At 73.1% G+C, this 18513-nt stretch carries 14 protein-coding genes and 1 pseudogene; 12 read left to right on the forward strand and 3 right to left on the reverse strand.

What is annotated here, in order from left to right; translation table 11 throughout:
* Positions 1 to 3 precede the first annotated feature (3 nt).
* Positions 4 to 801: a methyltransferase domain-containing protein gene (locus OO52_RS36425; RefSeq protein ID WP_030654177.1), complete on the reverse strand. Its 798-nt coding sequence runs from the start codon at positions 799 to 801 to the stop codon at positions 4 to 6.
* 76 nt (positions 802 to 877) lie between these two features.
* Here OO52_RS36425 and OO52_RS36430 point away from each other — a divergent pair, with 76 nt between their 5' ends.
* The 7 genes from OO52_RS36430 to OO52_RS36460 all read left to right on the forward strand — a co-directional run bounded on the left by OO52_RS36430 (position 878) and on the right by OO52_RS36460 (position 8553).
* Complete coding sequence (locus OO52_RS36430; RefSeq protein ID WP_030654180.1) at positions 878 to 1186, forward strand: hypothetical protein; 309 nt, start codon at positions 878 to 880, stop codon at positions 1184 to 1186.
* 108 nt (positions 1187 to 1294) lie between these two features.
* Positions 1295 to 3526 carry an MMPL family transporter gene (locus OO52_RS36435; protein WP_030654183.1) on the forward strand — a complete coding sequence of 744 codons (2232 nt, stop codon included), beginning with the start codon at positions 1295 to 1297 and terminating at the stop codon, positions 3524 to 3526.
* Complete coding sequence (locus OO52_RS36440) at positions 3504 to 4076, forward strand: GNAT family N-acetyltransferase (protein WP_030654187.1); 573 nt, start codon at positions 3504 to 3506, stop codon at positions 4074 to 4076. The genes OO52_RS36435 and OO52_RS36440 overlap by 23 nt, the downstream gene beginning before the upstream one ends.
* Positions 4077 to 4111: 35 nt before the next feature.
* The gene (locus tag OO52_RS36445) at positions 4112 to 4756 is read left to right on the forward strand and encodes a hypothetical protein (protein ID WP_030654189.1); all 645 of its coding nucleotides are present in this window, start codon (positions 4112 to 4114) and stop codon (positions 4754 to 4756) included.
* Between the two features lie 218 nt (positions 4757 to 4974).
* On the forward strand, positions 4975 to 5154 hold the full coding sequence (locus tag OO52_RS36450; RefSeq protein WP_030654192.1) for a hypothetical protein: 180 nt from the start codon (positions 4975 to 4977) through the stop codon (positions 5152 to 5154).
* A gap of 116 nt (positions 5155 to 5270) precedes the next feature.
* Complete coding sequence (locus OO52_RS36455; RefSeq protein ID WP_199820019.1) at positions 5271 to 8309, forward strand: helix-turn-helix transcriptional regulator; 3039 nt, start codon at positions 5271 to 5273, stop codon at positions 8307 to 8309.
* Positions 8310 to 8346: 37 nt separating this feature from the next.
* Positions 8347 to 8553, forward strand: coding sequence for a DUF6191 domain-containing protein (locus tag OO52_RS36460; protein WP_030654199.1), 207 nt, complete (start codon positions 8347 to 8349; stop codon positions 8551 to 8553).
* 35 nt (positions 8554 to 8588) lie between these two features.
* On the opposite strand, the gene OO52_RS36465 is transcribed toward OO52_RS36460, so the two are convergent.
* Together OO52_RS36465 and OO52_RS36470 are read right to left on the reverse strand one after the other, a co-directional pair.
* A complete protein-coding gene (locus OO52_RS36465) occupies positions 8589 to 9755 on the reverse strand; it encodes a PQQ-dependent sugar dehydrogenase (RefSeq protein WP_030939582.1) in 1167 nt (388 codons plus the stop codon).
* Positions 9756 to 10162: 407 nt separating this feature from the next.
* Positions 10163 to 11161: an aldo/keto reductase gene (locus OO52_RS36470; protein ID WP_030654203.1), complete on the reverse strand. Its 999-nt coding sequence runs from the start codon at positions 11159 to 11161 to the stop codon at positions 10163 to 10165.
* A gap of 75 nt (positions 11162 to 11236) precedes the next feature.
* On the opposite strand from OO52_RS36470, the gene OO52_RS36475 reads away from it, so the two are divergent.
* From OO52_RS36475 to OO52_RS48345, 5 genes and pseudogenes are all read left to right on the forward strand, one after another.
* Entirely contained in the window at positions 11237 to 12214 is a 978-nt protein-coding gene (locus OO52_RS36475) for a 2-hydroxyacid dehydrogenase (protein ID WP_234339884.1), read from the forward strand.
* A gap of 385 nt (positions 12215 to 12599) precedes the next feature.
* Entirely contained in the window at positions 12600 to 15617 is a 3018-nt protein-coding gene (locus OO52_RS36480; RefSeq protein ID WP_030654209.1) for a putative bifunctional diguanylate cyclase/phosphodiesterase, read from the forward strand.
* A 243-nt stretch (positions 15618 to 15860) separates the two neighbouring features.
* Positions 15861 to 17711 carry an acetolactate synthase large subunit gene (locus OO52_RS36485; RefSeq protein ID WP_030654213.1) on the forward strand — a complete coding sequence of 617 codons (1851 nt, stop codon included), beginning with the start codon at positions 15861 to 15863 and terminating at the stop codon, positions 17709 to 17711.
* A 20-nt stretch (positions 17712 to 17731) separates the two neighbouring features.
* Entirely contained in the window at positions 17732 to 18256 is a 525-nt protein-coding gene (gene ilvN / locus OO52_RS36490) for an acetolactate synthase small subunit (protein ID WP_030654216.1), read from the forward strand.
* 118 nt (positions 18257 to 18374) lie between these two features.
* Positions 18375 to 18513 (forward strand): annotated as a pseudogene (locus tag OO52_RS48345) (ketol-acid reductoisomerase); the annotation flags it as partial.

Below are 18513 nucleotides of genomic sequence, written 5' to 3' on the forward strand. Positions count from 1 at the left end.
CGGCTAACTGCGGCGTCCCACGACCCGGGCGAACCCCAGCAGGCGCCCCCGGTCGGCCCTCAGCAGCTCCACCGAGTCGCGTGCCAGCCCGGCCATGAACTCGCTCGGGCTCTCCTCGGCGCACACCTCGCTCCACAGCAGCCAGTCGCGCCAGCCGTCCTGGAGCCAGTCGGCGGTCTCGACGGTCACGGCACCCGTGCGCGTCCAGTTCCGGCGCCACCAGCCGGGGGAGTGGAACGCCCAGAACCCGGGGTCCCAGTGGGCCTTGAGGTGCTCCGGCGGCTCGGCCCCGGCGATCTCCTCCCGCACCGACGGCACCACCACCCCGATTCGCCCGCCGGGCTTCAGCAGCCGGGTCAGCGTGGGCAGGTAGAGGTCGTCGGTGCCGAAGTACTGGTAGGCGTCGACGGACACGATCGCGTCGAACGAGGCTTCGGCGAACGGCAGATCGTGCGCCTCGGCGAAGACGGGCAGCACCCGGTCGGCCACACCCGCCTCGGCGACGCGTACGGCGTTCTCGTCCGGCTTCACCCACAGGTCGGCCGCGGTGACCTGGACGCCGTACTCCCTGGCGAGGAAGACGGAGGTCATGGCCCGTCCACAGCCGAGGTCGAGCACCCGGGCACCGGGCGGCAGCCGGTCGAGGCCGAGCGCGGGCGCCAGCCACTCCAGCAGCCACAGCGCGTGCGGGCCCATCTGGTTCTCGATGGTCCAGCGGACGTCGTAGCCGTTGCTGCGGGGATGACGCGGATGGGTGAGACGGCTGAGGAGCGCGTCGGGGGTTCTCGGTTTCTCGGTCACGAGCGACCATGCCTACCACCGCCAGGCACCGCCCCGCACCAGGGTTTCCGAGCAGGGGACGGTACGCTCGCCCGCCATGAGTGGACGCACCGATTCCGACATCGAGCCCCCGATAACCGAGGAGCCGGAGGGGTATGTCGAGGACGCCCGGCGGGCCCGGTGGACCGCGGCCGGCACCGGAGCGCTCCTCTGCCTCGCGGGGCTCGCCGCCTCCCTGCTGCGGCTCACCGGGTCCGCGCCCGCCCGCGTCCCCGCCGCCTACGCCCTCGGCGCCGCCGTCTGCGCGCTCGCGGCGCTGCTCGGCTCCAAGGGCCGTACCCGCAGGGCCCTGTGGCTGCTCGTAGCCGGGACGATGGTGATGGCGCTCGGGGACCAGTTCGACTGACGTGTCTTCAGTTCGACCGCCACCCCTTCATGTTCTTTGCGGGCTGTCCGGTTTATTGGCGTTTGCTCTCGGCGAAAGATCCACACATCGTCTTCTGGGAGCACGTCGGTGGCAGACCTCGCGCATTGGTGTGTCAGGCACCGCCTGACCGCCGTCCTGCTGTGGCTCCTCGCCTTCGGCGGGGTCACCGCGGGCGCCGCCCTGGCCGGTTCGGCGTACTCGAACGACTACGAGGTCCCCGGCACCGAGTCCGACCGCGCGACCCGGCTGCTCGAGGACGGCTTCCCGGGCCTGGGCGGGGACAGTGACACCGTCGTCTGGCACACCGTCACCGGCACGGTCCGCGCGGCCGGCGTCGAGCGGACCGTCACGGACACCCTGCGCCGGATCGCCGCGCTGCCCGGCGTGGCCTCGGTGGCCGGCCCGTACGGCGGCCAGGGGGCCCACCGGATCAGCGCCGACGGCCATACGGCCTACGCCACCGTCACCTTCGCACGGCAGGCGGGCGACATCGGCAGAGCCGAGGCGGAGGCCGTCGTGCGCACCGCCAAGGCCGCGGCGGGCGAAGGGCTCCGGGTGGGGCTGGGCGGCACCGCCATCGGGCTGACCGAGTCCGCGCGGGGGCACACCGCCGAGGCGGTCGGGGTGCTCGTCGCCGCCGTCGTGCTGTTCCTCGCCTTCGGTTCGCTCGCCGCGTCCCTGCTGCCGATCGCCACCGCGCTGGCCGGCGTCGGCACCGCCTACGCCGGCACCGGACTGCTCGGACACGTCATGACGGTCGCCGACTTCGCCCCCATGCTCGGCATGCTGATCGGCCTCGGCGTGGGCATCGACTACGCGCTGTTCATCGTGACCAGACACCGTCGCGGCCTGAAGCGCGGCCTGAGCGTCCCGGAGGCCGCCGCGCACGCCGTGGCCACCACCGGGCGCGCGGTCGTGTTCGCGGGTGCGACGGTGTGCATCGCCCTGCTGGGAATGCTGATACTGCGGCTGGCCTTCCTCAACGGGGTCGCCGTGGCCGCCTGTCTGACGGTCGTGCTCACCGTCGCGGCCTCCGTGACGCTGCTGCCCGCCCTGCTGTCGTACCTCGGCCCGCACGCCCTCAGCCGGCGCGAACGGCGCCGGCTCGCCGAGCACGGGCCCCGCCCGGAACTCCCCACCGGCCTCGCCGCCCGCTGGTCGGCGCTGGTCGAACGCCACCCCCGGCTGCTCGGCTCACTCGCCCTCGCGGTCGTCGCCGTGCTCGCCCTGCCGACCCTCTCGCTCCGCCTCGGCACCTCCGACCAGGGCAACGACCCCGGCACCGCCACCACCCGACAGGCCTATGACCTGCTCGCGGCAGGCTTCGGACCCGGCGTGAACGGGCCGCTGACGCTGGTGACACGCGTGGACGGCGGCGACGACAAACTCGCCCTCGACAGCCTCGACACCACCCTGCGCGCCACCCCCGGCGTCGCCTCCGTCACCCCGGTCACCTACGCCACCGGCGGGGACACCGCCTACCTCACCGTCGTGCCCGAGTCCGCGCCGCAGTCCCAGGACACCAGCGATCTCGTGGACCGGCTGCGCACCCGAGTGCTCCCGCGCGCGGAGCGCGGCACCTCGCTCGCCGTGCAGGTGGGCGGAGTCACCGCGGGCTACGACGACTTCGCGGATGTGATCATCGGCAAACTGCCGCTGTTCGTCGGGGTGGTCGTCGGGTTCGGCTGCCTCCTGCTGCTGGTCGCCTTCCGCTCGCTGAGCATCCCCCTGAAGGCCGCCGCGATGAACATCGCCGCCGTCGCCGCCGCGTTCGGCATCGTCGTCGCCGTCTTCCAGTGGGGCTGGGGCAGCGAACCGCTCGGCCTCGGCCGCGCGGGCCCCATCGAGCCCTTCCTGCCCGTGATCATGGTCTCGGTGCTCTTCGGGCTCTCCATGGACTACCAGGTCTTCCTGGTCAGCCGGATGTACGAGGAGTGGCTGGACACCGGCGACAACCGGCGCGCCGTCCGCGTGGGCCTCGCCGAGACCACCCGGGTGATCAACTCCGCCGCGGTCATCATGGTCTCGGTCTTCCTCGCCTTCGTGCTCAGCGGCGACCGCGTCATCGCCATGTTCGGCATCGGGCTCGCCTCCGCCGTCGCCCTCGACGCCTTCGTCCTGCGTACGCTGCTCGTGCCCGCGCTGATGCACCTGCTCGGCGCCGCCAACTGGTGGCTGCCCGGCTGGCTGGAGCGCCGCCTGCCGCGCCTCAGCATCGAGCCGCCCGAGCGCCGCGCGGCGCAGGACGGGCTCGGCCGGGCCCCGGTGGACGAACTGCGGAAGGAAGAACGGCACGATGTACGCGATATCGCTCGGTGACGAGGCCGAACTGCGGCCCCTGGAGGTCTGGCACGCGGAGGAACTGCTCGCCAACATCGACCGGGGGCGGGAGTTCATCGGCCGGCACATCGGTCTGGCGGACGTGGTGTCCGACCTCGACGGCGCCCGTGGGTGGCTGAAGGCGTACGCCGACAAGCGCGCCGCCGACGCCGGCGGCCTGCACGGGATCTGGCTGGACGGGAAGCTCGTCGGCGGCCTGCTGTTCCGCGTCTGGGACACCCCGGGCGGGGTCTGCGAGGCCGGCTGCTGGCTGGAGCCGGCCGCGGCCGGGCGCGGGCTGGTCACACGCGGGATGCGGGTGCTGCTCGACTGGGCCTTCGAGGAACGCGGCATGCACCGGGTGGAGTGGCAGGTGTCCTCGGCCAACGAGCCGAGCATCAACGTGGCCCGGCGGCTCGGCATGACACGTGAAGGCGTGCTCCGCGAGAACTACCGGCACCGGGGCGTGCGCACCAGCACCGAGATCTGGTCGGTGCTCGCGCCCGAGTGGCGTGCGGCACGCGCGCGCACCGCGGAAAACGATCATTAAGGGACCTCTCAGAGAGCGTCCGTACGGTGCCAGTCATGGCAACGAAGACAGCGGAAGGCGCCACGGGCGGCACTGAGGCCGGCACCGGGGCGCGCAAGGACGACGAGACGACGACGGCCGGCCCTGCCGGGGAGCGGGCCGCCGAGGGCCAGGCCGCCGACGAGGGGGCCGCCCAGGAGCGGACCGACGAGGATCAGGCCGCCCACGAGCAGGCCGCCGAGGAGGCCGCGGAAGCCGACGGCGGCGAGGCGGGCGATGCGACGGAAGCCGCCGGTGGCAAGGCGCCCTCCGGGGTCGGCCAGGGCGCCGGCGCCGTCGTCTCCGCCGCGCTGGGCCTGGTCTCGCTGAGCGGTGGCTGGATCGGCACCGTCGCGGCCGCCCGGGAGCAGCTCGTCGGCCAGCTCCGGACGTCCTCCAGCGCGAGCGTCGCCGAGCAGATCAAGGAGGTCTACGGCGACGCCTGGCACACCACCGCCCTGTGGGCCGGTCTGTTCGCGCTGGCCGCGCTGATCACCGGCGTGGTCGTACTGGCCCGGCCCGCGTTCGGCACCCCGGGCCGCCCGCAGGCCGCGTGGATCAAGTCGGTCGCCTGGGCGGGCGTCTCGCTCGGCGTCATCGGTCTGCTGCTCGCCGTCCTGAAGTACTCCGACGCCCTGCTCGGCCTGCCCTCGACCGCCTGAGAAGGCGTCGGGAACCCGTCGGGAATCCACGGACCTGAGGGGCCTTAGGGCGCGCGTGAGCGACTCACCGCCGCCCCTAAGGCCCCTTACGCGTGCGTGCGGCCCGCCGGCCGCCCGAAGATGCGGCACTCTCCCGATGTGGCCGACCCCGCTGGGAGACGAGGGTGGAGGAGTCGCGGTCAGCGACACACGACACCGTCTCTCCGGGAGGACCCGCCATGTACGCACTCGAACTCCACCGCCTCCGCTCCGCCGAGCTGCTCCGCGCGGCCCAGGAGGAGCGCCTGGCCCGCGAGGCCGTACGGTCCCGCCGCGCCGAGTCCGCCGGCGACGGTGCCCCGGCCGCCGAGCCGCATACCGGCCGCCCCCGCCGGCACCGGCAGCCACGCACCGCGTGACCCTGCCGTCCGCCGGCACGGCCCTGCCGCCCGCCGACAGGGCCCTGCCGGCCACCGGTACGACCATCGGACAGGGGCTGTGGAAAACCGGTGCCGGGCCGTTCCGGCCTCGTGCGATGCTCGGGCCCGTGGAGAACAGGTCCGTCAGTCCCGTGTTCGTCGGCCGTACCGACGAACTGGACACGCTGAACGACGCGCTCGCCCGTGCCGCCGCGGCCGAGCCGCAGGCGCTGCTGCTCGGCGGCGAGGCGGGCGTGGGCAAGACCCGCCTCGTGGAGGAGTTCGCCACCGCCGCCGCCCGGCACGGCGCCGTGGTCGCCGTCGGCGGCTGCGTGGAGATCGGCGCCGACGGGCTGCCGTTCGCCCCCTTCTCCGCCGCGCTGCGCGCCCTGCGGGACGCCCTGCCCGAGGAGTTCGCCGCGGCGGCGGCCGGCCAGGAGGAGGAACTGGCCCGGCTGCTGCCCGACCTCGGCGAGGCCGGCTCCGGCCGCCACGACGAACAGGGCACGGCCCGCCTGTTCGAGCTCACCGCCCGGCTGCTGGAGCGGGTCGCCGCCGAGCACACCGTCGTCCTCGTCCTGGAGGACCTGCACTGGGCCGACGCCTCCACCCGCCACCTCCTCGCCTACCTCTTCCGCACCCTGCGCACCGGCCGCCTCCTCGTCCTGGCCACCTACCGCTCCGACGACATCCACCGCCGCCACCCGCTGCGCCCGCTGCTCGCCGAACTGGACCGGCTGCGCACCGTCCGCCGCATCGAACTCGCCCGCTTCACCCGCGAGGAGGCCGGCCGCCAGATCGCGGGCATCCTCGCCGCCGAACCCGACCCCGCCCGGGTGGACGAGATCTACGCACGCTCCGACGGCAACGCCTTCTTCATCGAGGAACTCGCCGTCGCCGGCACGGCGGGCGACTGCGCCGGCCTCACCGACTCCCTGCGCGACCTGCTCCTCGTCCGGGTCGAGGCACTGCCCGAGAGCGCCCAGCGGGTCGCCCGGATCGTCGCCGAGGGCGGCTCCACCGTGGAGTACCGGCTGATCGCCGCCGTCGCCCGGCTCGCCGAGGACGACCTCATCGAGGCCCTGCGGGCCGCCGTCGGCGCCAACATCCTCACCGTCACCCGGACCGGCGACGGTTACCGCTTCCGGCACTCCCTGGTCCGCGAGGCCGTCGCCGACGACCTGCTGCCCGGCGAACGCTCCCGGCTCAACCGCCGCTACGCCGAAGCCCTGGAGGCCGACCCCACGCTGGTCCCGGCCGACGCCCGCGTGATGCGCCTGGCCAGCTACTGGTACCACGCCCACGACGCCGCGAAGGCCCTGCCCTCCGTCCTGTCCGCCGCCGTCGTCGCCCGCCGCCGGCACGCCTACACCGAGCAACTGCGGCTGCTGGAGCGGGCGATGGAGCTGTGGGACAGCGCCCCCGAGGAGGTGCGCCGCGCGCTGCGCCCGGTCGACTACGCCGAGGTCTATCCCCCGTGCGGCTGCGACCCGGCCACCACGCCGCTGCGCTACCTGGATCTGCTGGCCGAGGCGGCGGTGGCGGGCCGTTTCGGTGGCGAGCGCGAACGCGCCCTGAAGATCACCAAACGGGCCCTGCGCCTCCTGGAGGAGGATCCGGACCCGCTGCGCGCCGCCTGGTTCTGGGTGCAGCGCTCCCGGCTGGTCCAGGCCATGGCGCGCGGCGACGGCCGGCAGGAGCTGGCCGCCGCGCAGGACCTGGTGCGCGGACTGCCGCCGTCCGAGGTGCACGCAGAGGTGCTGGCGGTCGCCGCGAGCTGGTCCATGCAGCGCCGCCCGGGACCCGAAGCCCTGGCCGCCGCCGAGCGGGCCGTGGAGTACGCGCACATGGTGGGCGCCCGCGAGACCGAACTGGACGCCCGCCTCACCCTGGGCGGCCTGACCGTGGAGTCCGGCGAGCCGGAGGCCGGCCTCGCGCAGATGCGACAGGTGCTGCGGGACACCCGCGCGGAGGGCATGCACCAGGTCACGGCCCGCGCCTATGTGAACCTGCCGTCCGTGCTGCAGAGCGTCGGCCGGGACCGGGAGGCCGTCCCGCTGCTGCGCGAGGGCATCGACTTCTGCCGCGCCCACGGGCTGCTGGACTCCGGGGCGTGGATGTGGGGCAACCTGTCCGAGGCGCTGTACTCGCTCGGCCAGTGGCAGGAGGCCGCCGAGGCCGCCGCGCACGCCACCCGGGTCGGCCACGGCGCCATGCCCCGTGGCGCGGGCGCGCTGCTGATGGCCCACCTCGCCCTCGCCCGCGGCGACCTCGCCGAGGCCGCCCGGCACCTCGCCGCCGCCCGCGCCTGGTACGGCACCCATGACCCGATGCCCCAGCAGTCCCTGCCCGTGGCCCGCATCGTCCTCGGGGTCGCCGCCGCCGAGGGCCGGATCGCCGACGCCCGCGCGGCCCTGCTCCCGGCCCTGGACGCCGGCTTCCCGCCCGGCACCCACCGCTACGGCTGGCCGCTGCTGCTGGCCGCCGCCACCGCCGAGGCCGACGCCCGCACCCTGCCCGCCGCCCGGCCCGGCCGCGCCGAGACGCTCGACCGTCTCTCGGCGGCCGTACGGACCCTCACCACCGGGGTCCCGCTGTGGCAGGCCCACGCCCAGTGGACCCGCGCCGAACTGCTCCGCGCGCAGGGCCGGGACACCGCCGACACCTGGTCCCCGGTCGTCACCGCCTTCGAGTGCCTGGACCGGCCCTACGACCTCGCCCGGGTCCGCCACCGCCTCGCCGCGGCGCTGCTGGCCGAGGGCGGCGACGACGAACGGGAGCGCGCGGTGGAACTGCTCCGGCTGGCCGCGGCGGTCGCCACCCACCTCGACGCGCGCCCCCTCGCCGACGCCGTCGCCCGGCTCGCCCAGCGGGCCCGCCTCACCCTGACCGGCGCCGCACGCCAGGCCCCCGCCGACCCGGCCGCGGCGCTCGGCCTCACCAGCCGCGAGCGGGACGTCCTGCACCTGGTCGCGGCCGGCCGCACCAACCGTCAGATAGCGGCGGAACTGTTCATCTCGCCGAAGACCGCGAGCGTCCACGTCTCCAACATCCTCGGCAAGCTCGGCGTCTCGGGCCGGGGCGAGGCGGCGGCGGTGGCCCACCGGCTGGGGCTGTTCGCGGCCGGCACGCTCGCTGCCGAAACGCCGGGCTGAGACCTACGCTGGAGAAAACCGGCAGTGAGGGGGAGCCGTGTTCAACGCCTTCGAGGAACTGTTCGCGCCCGGCCGCAAGCACACCCGGGACGAGCAGAACCGGCTGGAACTGACCCGCGAGGACGTGGGCGACAACGACCCCGGCCGCGGCCCCATAGACCTGAGCTCCGGAAAGGCGGTGATACGCCTGCCGGAAACGACGCCGGCCGAGCCGGAGCCCGAAACGCTCACCGAGGACGAGTAGCCGCGCCTCTCATCGATGACGAGCAGCCGCGCAGCTCACCGCACCCGGACCTCCAGTACCCGGTCGTCCCCCTTCTTCGGGTGGCCGCGGCCGTCCGTGTTGCTCGTCACCAGCCAGAGCCTGTCCCCGCCCGCCGGGACGACGGTACGGAGGCGGCCGTAGGTGCCCGTGAGGAACGCCTGCGGGGCGGCCGAGGCCGATGTGCCGTTCAGCGGGACGCGCCACAGGCGCTCGCCCTTCAGGCCCGCCATCCAGATCACGCCGTTCACGTAGGCGATGCCGCTCGGGGAGGCGTCGTCGGTGTGCCACTGGGCCAGCGGGTTGTGGAAGCCGGTGTCGGAGGACCTGCCCTCGGCCTGAGGCCAGCCGTAGTTGTCACCGGGCTTGATCGCGTTCAGCTCGTCCCAGGTGTCCTGCCCGAACTCCGACGCGAACAGCCGCTGTTTGTCGTCCCAGGCCAGGCCCTGGACGTTCCGGTGGCCGTACGAGTACACGGGGGAGTCGGGGAACGGGTTGCCCGGAGCCGGTTCGCCGTCCGGGGTCAGCCGCAGGATCTTGCCGCCCAGCGACTTCCTGTCCTGCGCCAGGCCCTTCTGCCCGCTCTCGCCGGTGCCCGCGTACAGCATGCGGTCGGGGCCGAACGCGATCCGGCCGCCGTTGTGGATGCGGCCCTTGGGGATGCCCTTGAACACCGTGTCGGGAGCGCCCAGTTGCTCACCGGCCGGCTTCCGCTCGTCGTACAGCATGCGGACGATGCGGTTGTCCGAGGCCGAGGTGAAGTAGGCGTAGATCATGTGGTCCGAGGCGAAGTCGGGGGAGAGCGCGATGCCCAGCAGGCCGCCCTCGCCGGCCGGCGAGACCCCCGAGACCGTGCCCAGCTCGGTCGTCCGGCCGGTCCTCTCGTCGATCCGGCTGATCGTGCCCTCGTCCCGGGAGGAGACCAGCAGGCCGCCGCCGGGCACTGGAGCCAGCCCCCACGGCGTCTTCAGGCCCTCGGCCACCGTGCGCAGCACCTTCACCGAGCCCTTGGCCGGGGGTACCGGCGCGGCCGGGGCGGTGCCGTGCCCGGAAGCGGTGGCCCCGGAGGTCGTCGCGCCCGGCATACCGCCCGGGGCGTCCCCGCCGTCGGAGGAACAGCCGGCCGTCACCAGGAGGGCGGCCACGGCCAGCACGGCCGGCACAGCTCGACGTCGCACGATCACGGTTCCCTTCGCCAGGGCGGTCCGGTGGCGGTCCACAGGCGGGCCCGACGGCACGCTCTCCCTCTCATACACCGCCCGCGCCCCTTCGGGTTCCCGATCCCCGACGACGGACCGCGAAAACCTCGATCCCACGACGATTGCGCGGGCGCCAGCCCGGACACGTGGTCCCACGGCCCTTGGGCGGGCGTCAACCCGGTCACCTCAGCCCCATGACCTCCGGACGGCCGGCGGCCCGGACACCTCGATCCGCCGACCCTGGGCGGGCGCCAGCCCGGACACCTCGTCCCACGACCCTTGGGCGGGCGCCGGCCCGGTCACCTCGGTCCCACGATCCTTGGGCGGGCGCCAGCCCGGAAACCTCAGCCCATGACCTTCGGACGGCCGGCAGCCCGGTCACCGCAGCCCCGTCAGTCCCACGATCCCTGGGCCGGCGGCAGCGCGGACACCTCCGTCAGGTCCTCCGCGGTCAGCCGCAGCCCGGCGGCCGCCGCGTTCTGCGCCGCCCAGCGCTCCCGCTTGGTGCCCGGCAGGGCTATCACATGCCTGCCCTGGGCCAGCACCCAGGCCAGGGCCACCTGGGCCGGGGTGACGTCCTCGCCGTGCCGGCGGGCGATGCGTCGCAGGCCCGCGACTATCGGCTGGTTGGCGGCCATCATCTCGGCGGTGAACCGGGGGTGCCGGGCGCGTACGTCGTCCGGTTCGAAGCCCTCGCCCGGCGTCAGCGTGCCGGTCAGGAAGCCGTTGCCCAGCGGCATCGCCGCCAGGAAGCCCACACCGCGCGCCTCGCACCACGGCAGCAGCGCCCGGAGCGCCTCCGGCGACCACACCGACAGCTCCGCCTGCACCGCGGTCACCGGGAACACCTGCTGCACCCGCTGCAACTGGCGCAGCGTCGTGTCGTACAGCCCGGCGCCCGGGCGGCGCCCGCCGCGCGCTCCCACCGCGCACAGACCGAGGGCCCGCACCTTCCCGGCCCGCACCAGGTCCGCCATCGCGCCCCAGGTCTCCTCGACAGGCACCTCCGGATCGGCGCGGTGCAGCTGGTACAGGTCGATCACATCGGTCTGCAGCCGCCGCAGCGAGGCGTCGCAGGCCCGCCGCACGTAGCCGGGGCGGCCGTTGGCCACGATGTGCTGCTCGCCGACCAGCAGCCCCACCTTCGTCGACACGAAGGCGTCCCGGCGCCGCTCCTTCAGCACCCGGCCCAGCAGCAGCTCGTTGGTGAACGGGCCGTACATGTCCGCGGTGTCCAGGAGGCCGCAGCCCAGGTCCAGCGCCCGGTGCACGGCTCTGACCGACTCGTCACCCCGCTGTCGCGATCCGCTGTACGCCCAGCTCATCGGCATGCATCCGAGTCCGACGGCCCCCACCGCGAGCGCCCCCGCGCCGATCGTCCTGCGCTCCACCTGCTCGTGAACCTCCCTCTGCCCGGCCCCCAACCTAACCTCTGCGCGCAGACGCCCCTGACATAGCCTCCTGGCATGAGTGCAGACGTGTGGCTTCCCATTCCGCCCGAGGAGATCGAGGGGCTGCCCGAGGGGCCCCGGTACCTGTTCTGGGACGGGGGAGAGGACGGCGCGCAGCCGTATCCGGGCGATCCGGCGGAGTGCGCGGTGTACGTGGTGCCGTACATGAAGCGGCTGTCGGTCCGGGTGGGCCCGCTGGAGCACCTGACGAACGTGCGGCTCATCCAGACGCTCACCGCCGGCGTCGACGACATCACCGCGCAGCTTGCGGTGATCCCGCCGGGCGTGCGGCTGTGCAACGCGCGCGGGGTGCACGAGACGAGCACGGCCGAGCTGGCGCTCACCCTCACCCTCGCCGCGCTGCGCGGCATCCCCGGCTTCGTCCGCGCCCAGCAACAGGAGCGCTGGGTGGGCGGTTTCCACCCCGCCCTGGCCGACAAGAGCGTGCTGATCGTCGGGTACGGGGCCATCGGTGCCGCCATCGAGGACCGGCTCGTGCCCTTCGAGGTCGCGCGGGTGGCGCGCGTGGCGCGCTCCGGTCGCACAACCGCGCGCGGTCCCGTGCATCCGATCGCCGATGTGCTTCCACTGCTTCCGCACGCGGATGTCGTGATCCTCTGCACCCCGCTCACGGAGGAGACCCGGGGGCTCGTCGACGCCGACTTCCTCGCCCGGATGAAGGACGGCGCGCTGCTCGTCAACGTCGCGCGCGGGCCCGTCGTGGACACCAAGGCGCTCCTCACCGAGCTGGAGCGGGGCCGGATCACCGCCGCCCTCGACGTCACCGACCCCGAGCCGCTGCCCCCCGGCCACCCCCTGTGGCAGGCGCCCGGAGTGCTGATCAGCCCGCATGTCGGCGGGCCCTCCTCGGCCTTCCTGCCCCGCGCCAAGAGGCTGCTCGCCGACCAGTTGACCCGGTTCGTGAACCGACAGCCCCTGCGGAACGTGATCCTTACGACCGGACCCGAAACCAGGGGAGCAAACGGGCGCTAGGCCGCTTCCGGCACCCTCCGCAACCTTTCGGACGCGGCCCGTACCCACATCCTCGCTGGTCGTCACGGAGCGTAGAGAGGCTATGTCCCTGAGTGACGATACTGGTGTATCGTCCCGACAGGGGCTGCGCCGCTGACCACTCGGCGCCGGGGATGGACATTTCAGATTTGTGAGGGGGGCGACGGGCGATGCACGGCCTATGGACGAACGATCCGACGCGGCGGAGCCGCCGACGGCGACCCTGGCGCACGGCCGCGCGCAGGCGCGGCCACCACACCAGCCACCACAGCCACCAGCAGCGCAGGCACAGCGGTCGTCGCAGGCATGCGCACCCAGCGCACCGGGACCGTCGGGACGCGGGAGCGGCGCGAACCGGGAGGCCCCGGTGAGCGCCCCGCCCTCCGTGACGACCACCCTCGACGGAGCGGCGCGCGCACCGCACCCGCACGAGGCACCGCCGCCCCGCCGGCTCGCCATCGGCGACAACACCCGGCTGATGGAACAACTCGTCCTCGCCCTGATCTGCGCGGCCTACGCCGTCGGAGCCGCGTTCGACTGGGGCACGAGTCAAGTCGCGCTGATCATGGGCGACTTCGGTCTGAGCGCGGCGGCGGGCACCGCCGCCGTCTCCTGTTTCCTGTACGCCCGCAGCCGGCGCGTGCGCTTCCGCTCGGCCTGGCTGCTGTTCGCCCTCTCCTCGGCCATGGCCGCGCTGGGCAACGCGGTCTGGGGCTGGTACGAGGTCGTGCTGGGCCGCGCCGTGCCCAGCCCCAGCTACGCCGACCTGTTCTTCCTGTGCTTCGCGCCGCCCGCCATCGTCGGCCTGCTGGTGCTCGCCAAGCGGCCGGTGACGAGGGCGGGCTGGATCTGCCTGGGGCTGGACGCCTGGCTCATCGGCGGCTCGCTGCTCACCCTCTCGTGGAGCCTCGCGCTCGCCCAGGCGGCCCGGTTCGACGGCTCCAGCGTGGCGCACGCCGCGCTGTCGCTGGCCTACCCGCTGCTCGACATCGCGCTCGTCAGCATGGTCCTCGCCCTGCACTTCCGCCGTGCCCCGGGCAACCGTACGGCGGTGAACACCGCGATCGGCGCGCTCGCGCTGACCGTGATGTGCGACGCCCTGTTCACCTCGCCGCTGCTGCACAGCAGCTACCGCTCCGGGCAGTTGCTGGACGCGGGCTGGTTCGCCGGTTCGCTGCTGCTCGCCTACGCCCCCTGGGCCGCGCCCCGGCGGCGGCGCGCGCGGGAGATCCGCGTGGCGGACGGGCACACGCGCGTGGTGCACGAGCACATGCCGGGCCGGCGGAGCACGGGCCACCAGCTGCCCCTGTCCGCGCCGGGCGGTGAGCTCACCCGGTACCCGTCCGGCCGGCCGCTCACCGGCTCGCTCGCCGCCCTCACCCCGTACCTCGCCGCCGCCGTGTGCACCCTGGGCATCCTGTACAACGTCCTCAACGGCCGCAGGCCCGACCACGTGGTGCTGATCACCGCGGGCGCCGTGGTGCTGGCGCTCGTCATCCGGCAGGGCATCATGCTGCTGGACAACATCACCCTCACCCAGGAACTGGCGCAGAAGGAGAACCACTTCCGCTCCCTGGTGCAGGGCTCCAGCGACGTCATCATGATCGCCGCGCCGAACGGCATCCTCCGGTACGTCTCCCCGGCCGCCGCCGGGGTGTACGGCAGACCCGCGGAGGAGCTGGTGGGCACCGAGCTGGCCGGGCTCATCCACCCGGAGGACCTGGGCTGCGTGGTGCACGAGGTGCGCCGTTTCCTCGCCGCCAGCCCGCTGGAGGAGCCCACCACGCGCATCGAGTGCCGGTTCCGCTCCGGCGACGGCGGCTGGCTCAACGTCGAGTCGACCGTCAACCGGCACCACGGCGGACTGATCTTCAACAGCCGGGACGTGACCGAGCGAGTGCGCCTGCAGGCCCAGTTGCAGCACAACGCCGAGCACGACCCGCTGACCGACCTGCCCAACCGCGCGCTGTTCACCAAGCGGGTGCAGCAGGCCCTGTCCGGCCGCCGGGCCACCGACCGGGGCGCCGCCCTGCGGGGCACGGCGGTGCTCTTCATCGACCTGGACGGCTTCAAGGCCGTCAACGACACGATCGGGCACCAGGCCGGGGACGAACTGCTCGTCCAGGCCGCCCGCAGACTCCAGGACGCGGTCCGGCAGGGGGACACCGCGTCCCGGCTGGGCGGCGACGAGTTCGCGGCCCTGATCGTCGGGGACGGCACCCGGGACCGGGCCGCCCGGGAGCGGAACATCCTGGAGCTCGCCGACCGCCTCAGGGTGACCCTCTCCCACCCGTACGCCATCGACGGCAACGACGTCAGGGTCAACGCCTCCATCGGCGTCGCCTTCGCCGAACCGGGCCTCGGTGCGGGGGAGTTGCTGCGCAACGCCGACCTGGCGATGTACCGCGCGAAGTCGGCCGGAAAGGGCCGGGTCGAGCTGTACAAACCGCAGATGCAGCAGGACGTCGTCCGCAAGGCGGAGCTGGCCACGCGGTTGCGTGCCGCGCTGCACGACGGCGAGTTCGCCCTGCTGCACCAGCCCGTGGTGTGCCTGCAGAACGGCCGGATCACGGCGGTCTCCGCACAGGCGCGCTGGCGCTCCTCGCAGGGGGTGCTGTTCACGCCGGCCGAGTTCCTGCGGGTGGCCGAGGACGGCGACAAGACCGCCGAGCTGGACCGCTGGATCCTACGGGAGGCCGTGGAGCAGGCGGCCGAGCGGGCCGCGACCGGGATCGTCGTCCCCGTGGCGGTCCGGATGAGCGCCCGGCGGCTGCTGGACCGCTCGATGCCGCTGGGCTCGGTGGAGGCGCTGCTGACCCGGCACGGGCTGCCGCCCGGGGCGCTGGTCATCGAACTGTCCGACACCGATCCCCGGGTCTCCCTGGACGAGCTGGAGCGGCGGCTGACCGCGCTGAGCCGGCTCGGGGTGCGGATCGCGCTGGACGGCTTCGGCAGCGGCTACGCGGCCATCACGGCCCTCAGGAGGCTGCCCGTGGACATGCTCAAGCTCGACCGAGGTCTGGTCGAGGGCGTGGTCGAGTCCGCGCGGCTGCACAAGATCACCAGTGGTCTGCTGCGGATCGCCGGCGATCTCGGGCTCCAGTCGGTCGCCGAGGGCGTGGACCTGCCGGAGCAGGTGGTCGCGTTGCGTGCCATGGGCTGCACCCATGGGCAGGGCATGGCGTTCGCCGGTCCGCTGGACGAGTACCGGCTGCGCCGGGCGCTCGGATCCGGCCACTACCCGGTGCCGCACGCCCCGGCCGAACCGGCGTTCGCGGGCAGCGCGAGGGAGCCCGAGAGGGTGTACACCGGAGGTGTTCCGGCTGTCTTCGGAGGCGGCAGTGCCCTTCGCTCACATTCTGAGACTCCCGTCCCACCCACTTGACACGTGGTGCGTGTCGGGGGGAGGGTCAGTGCCATGCGCACCCGAATTCTCGTACTTGGACAGCGCGTCGGCTGAGCTGGGACCCACCGGAGGACGATCCGGAATCCCCAGCGACCTCACCGGCGCGCTCCCCTCGCTTGCCTTGCGGCACGAGGGGTTTTTTGTTGCACGAGTGCCTTTCGTGCAGCGCTCGAAATCCGCCCGAACCTCGCAAAAACCCTCAGCATCGAGAAGAGAATGCCGATGACCGAGCAGGCCACCGGGGCCCACCATCCGCAGCCGCGGCCCCGTTCCGGAGGACAGCAGTCCGCCCCCGTCGAGCACGTCACGGGTGCGCAGTCCCTCATCCGCTCCCTCGAGGAGGTCGGCGCGGACACGGTATTCGGCATTCCGGGCGGTGCGATCCTGCCGGCGTACGACCCGTTGATGGACTCCACCCGGGTGCGGCACGTCCTGGTCCGGCACGAGCAGGGCGCGGGCCACGCGGCCACCGGTTACGCGCAGGCCACCGGCAAGGTCGGCGTCTGCATGGCGACCTCCGGCCCGGGCGCGACGAACCTGGTGACGCCGATCGCCGACGCGCACATGGACTCCGTGCCGCTGGTCGCGATCACCGGCCAGGTCGCCTCCAAGGCGATCGGCACGGACGCCTTCCAGGAGGCGGACATCGTCGGCATCACCATGCCGATCACCAAGCACAACTTCCTCGTCACCAAGGCCGAGGACATCCCGCGGGTCATCGCGCAGGCGTTCCACATCGCCTCCACCGGCCGCCCGGGCCCGGTCCTCGTCGACATCGCCAAGGACGCGCTCCAGGCGAAGACCACCTTCTCCTGGCCCCCCGTCATGGACCTGCCCGGCTACCGCCCGGTGACCAAGCCGCACGCCAAGCAGATCCGCGAGGCCGCCAAGCTGATCACCGCCGCCAGGCGGCCGGTCCTGTACGTCGGCGGCGGCGTCCTCAAGGCGCACGCCACCGCCGAACTGAAGGTCCTCGCCGAGCTGACCGGCGCCCCGGTCACCACCACGCTGATGGCGCTCGGCGCGTTCCCCGACAGCCACCCGCTGCACCTGGGCATGCCCGGCATGCACGGCAGCGTCGCCGCCGTCACCGCGCTGCAGAAGGCCGACCTGATCGTGGCCCTCGGTGCCCGCTTCGACGACCGCGTCACCGGCAAGCTGGACAGCTTCGCCCCCTACGCCAAGATCGTCCACGCGGACATCGACCCGGCCGAGATCGGCAAGAACCGCGAGGCCGACGTGCCGATCGTCGGCGACGCCCGCGAGGTCATCGCCGATCTGGTCCAGGCCGTCCAGAAGGAGCACAGCGAGGGCCACAAGGGCGACTACACCGCCTGGTGGAGCGACCTCAATCGGTGGCGCGAGACCTACCCCCTCGGCTACGACCAGCCCGGGGACGGCTCGCTCTCCCCGCAGGCGGTCATCGAGCGCATCGGGCAGCTCGCCCCCGAGGGCACGATCTTCGCGGCGGGCGTCGGCCAGCACCAGATGTGGGCCGCGCACTTCATCCAGTACGACACGCCCGCCACCTGGCTGAACTCCGGCGGCGCCGGGACGATGGGCTACGCGGTCCCGGCCGCGATGGGCGCCAAGGCCGGCCAGCCGGGCCGTACCGTCTGGGCGATCGACGGCGACGGCTGCTTCCAGATGACCAATCAGGAACTGACCACCTGCGCCCTGAACAACATCCCGATCAAGGTCGCCATCATCAACAACGGCGCCCTCGGGATGGTCCGCCAGTGGCAGACCCTCTTCTACAACCAGCGCTACTCCAACACCGTGCTGCACAGCGGCCCCGAGGACATCAACCCGGAGGCCAAGGGCACGCGCGTGCCGGACTTCGTGAAGCTGTCCGAGGCGATGGGCTGCGTGGGCCTGCGCTGCGAGCGCCCGGAGGACCTGGACAAGGTCATCGCGGAGGCCAACTCCATCAACGACCGCCCTGTCGTCGTGGACTTCATCGTCCACGAGGACGCGATGGTCTGGCCGATGGTCGCCGCCGGCACCTCCAACGACGAGATCATGGCCGCCCGGGACGTCCGCCCCGACTTCGGCGACAACGAAGACGACTGAGCGAGGAAGAGCAACAAGACATGTCCAAGCACACGCTCTCCGTCCTGGTGGAGAACACGCCGGGCATCCTCGCCCGCATCGCCGCCCTGTTCTCCCGGCGCGGATTCAACATCGACTCGCTCGCGGTCGGCGTCACCGAACACCCCGACATCTCCCGCATCACCATCGTCGTGGGCGTCGAGGACCTGCCGCTGGAGCAGGTGACCAAGCAGCTCAACAAGCTCGTCAACGTGCTGAAGATCGTGGAGCTGGAGCCCGGTCAGGCCGTGCAGCGCGAACTCGTTCTGGTGAAGGTCCGCGCCGACAACGAGACCCGCTCCCAGATCGTCGAGATCGTCCAGCTGTTCCGCGCCAAGACCGTCGACGTCTCCCCGGAGGCCGTGACCATCGAGGCCACCGGTTCCAGCGAGAAGCTGTCCGCCATGCTCAAGATGCTGGAGCCGTACGGCATCAAGGAGCTGGTCCAGTCCGGCACGATCGCGATCGGCCGCGGTGCCCGTTCGATCACGGACCGCTCGCTGCGCGCTCTCGACCGGACGGCGTAAGACTGCATACGGGCGGCCGGCGATCAGCGGCCGCCCGTATGCCGAGACCCCCGAACTTCGTTCCCGCCCGCCGTCATACGGTGGGACGCACCACCTGCACACAAGGAGAGAACCCAAAGTGGCCGAGCTGTTCTACGACGCCGACGCCGACCTGTCCATCATCCAGGGCCGCAAGGTCGCGGTCATCGGCTACGGCAGCCAGGGCCACGCCCACGCCCTGTCGCTGCGTGACTCCGGTGTGGACGTGCGTGTCGGTC

Source organism: Streptomyces flaveolus, from assembly GCF_000716535.1.
In the GTDB taxonomy this organism is placed as follows: Bacteria; Actinomycetota; Actinomycetes; order Streptomycetales; family Streptomycetaceae; genus Streptomyces; species Streptomyces flaveolus_A.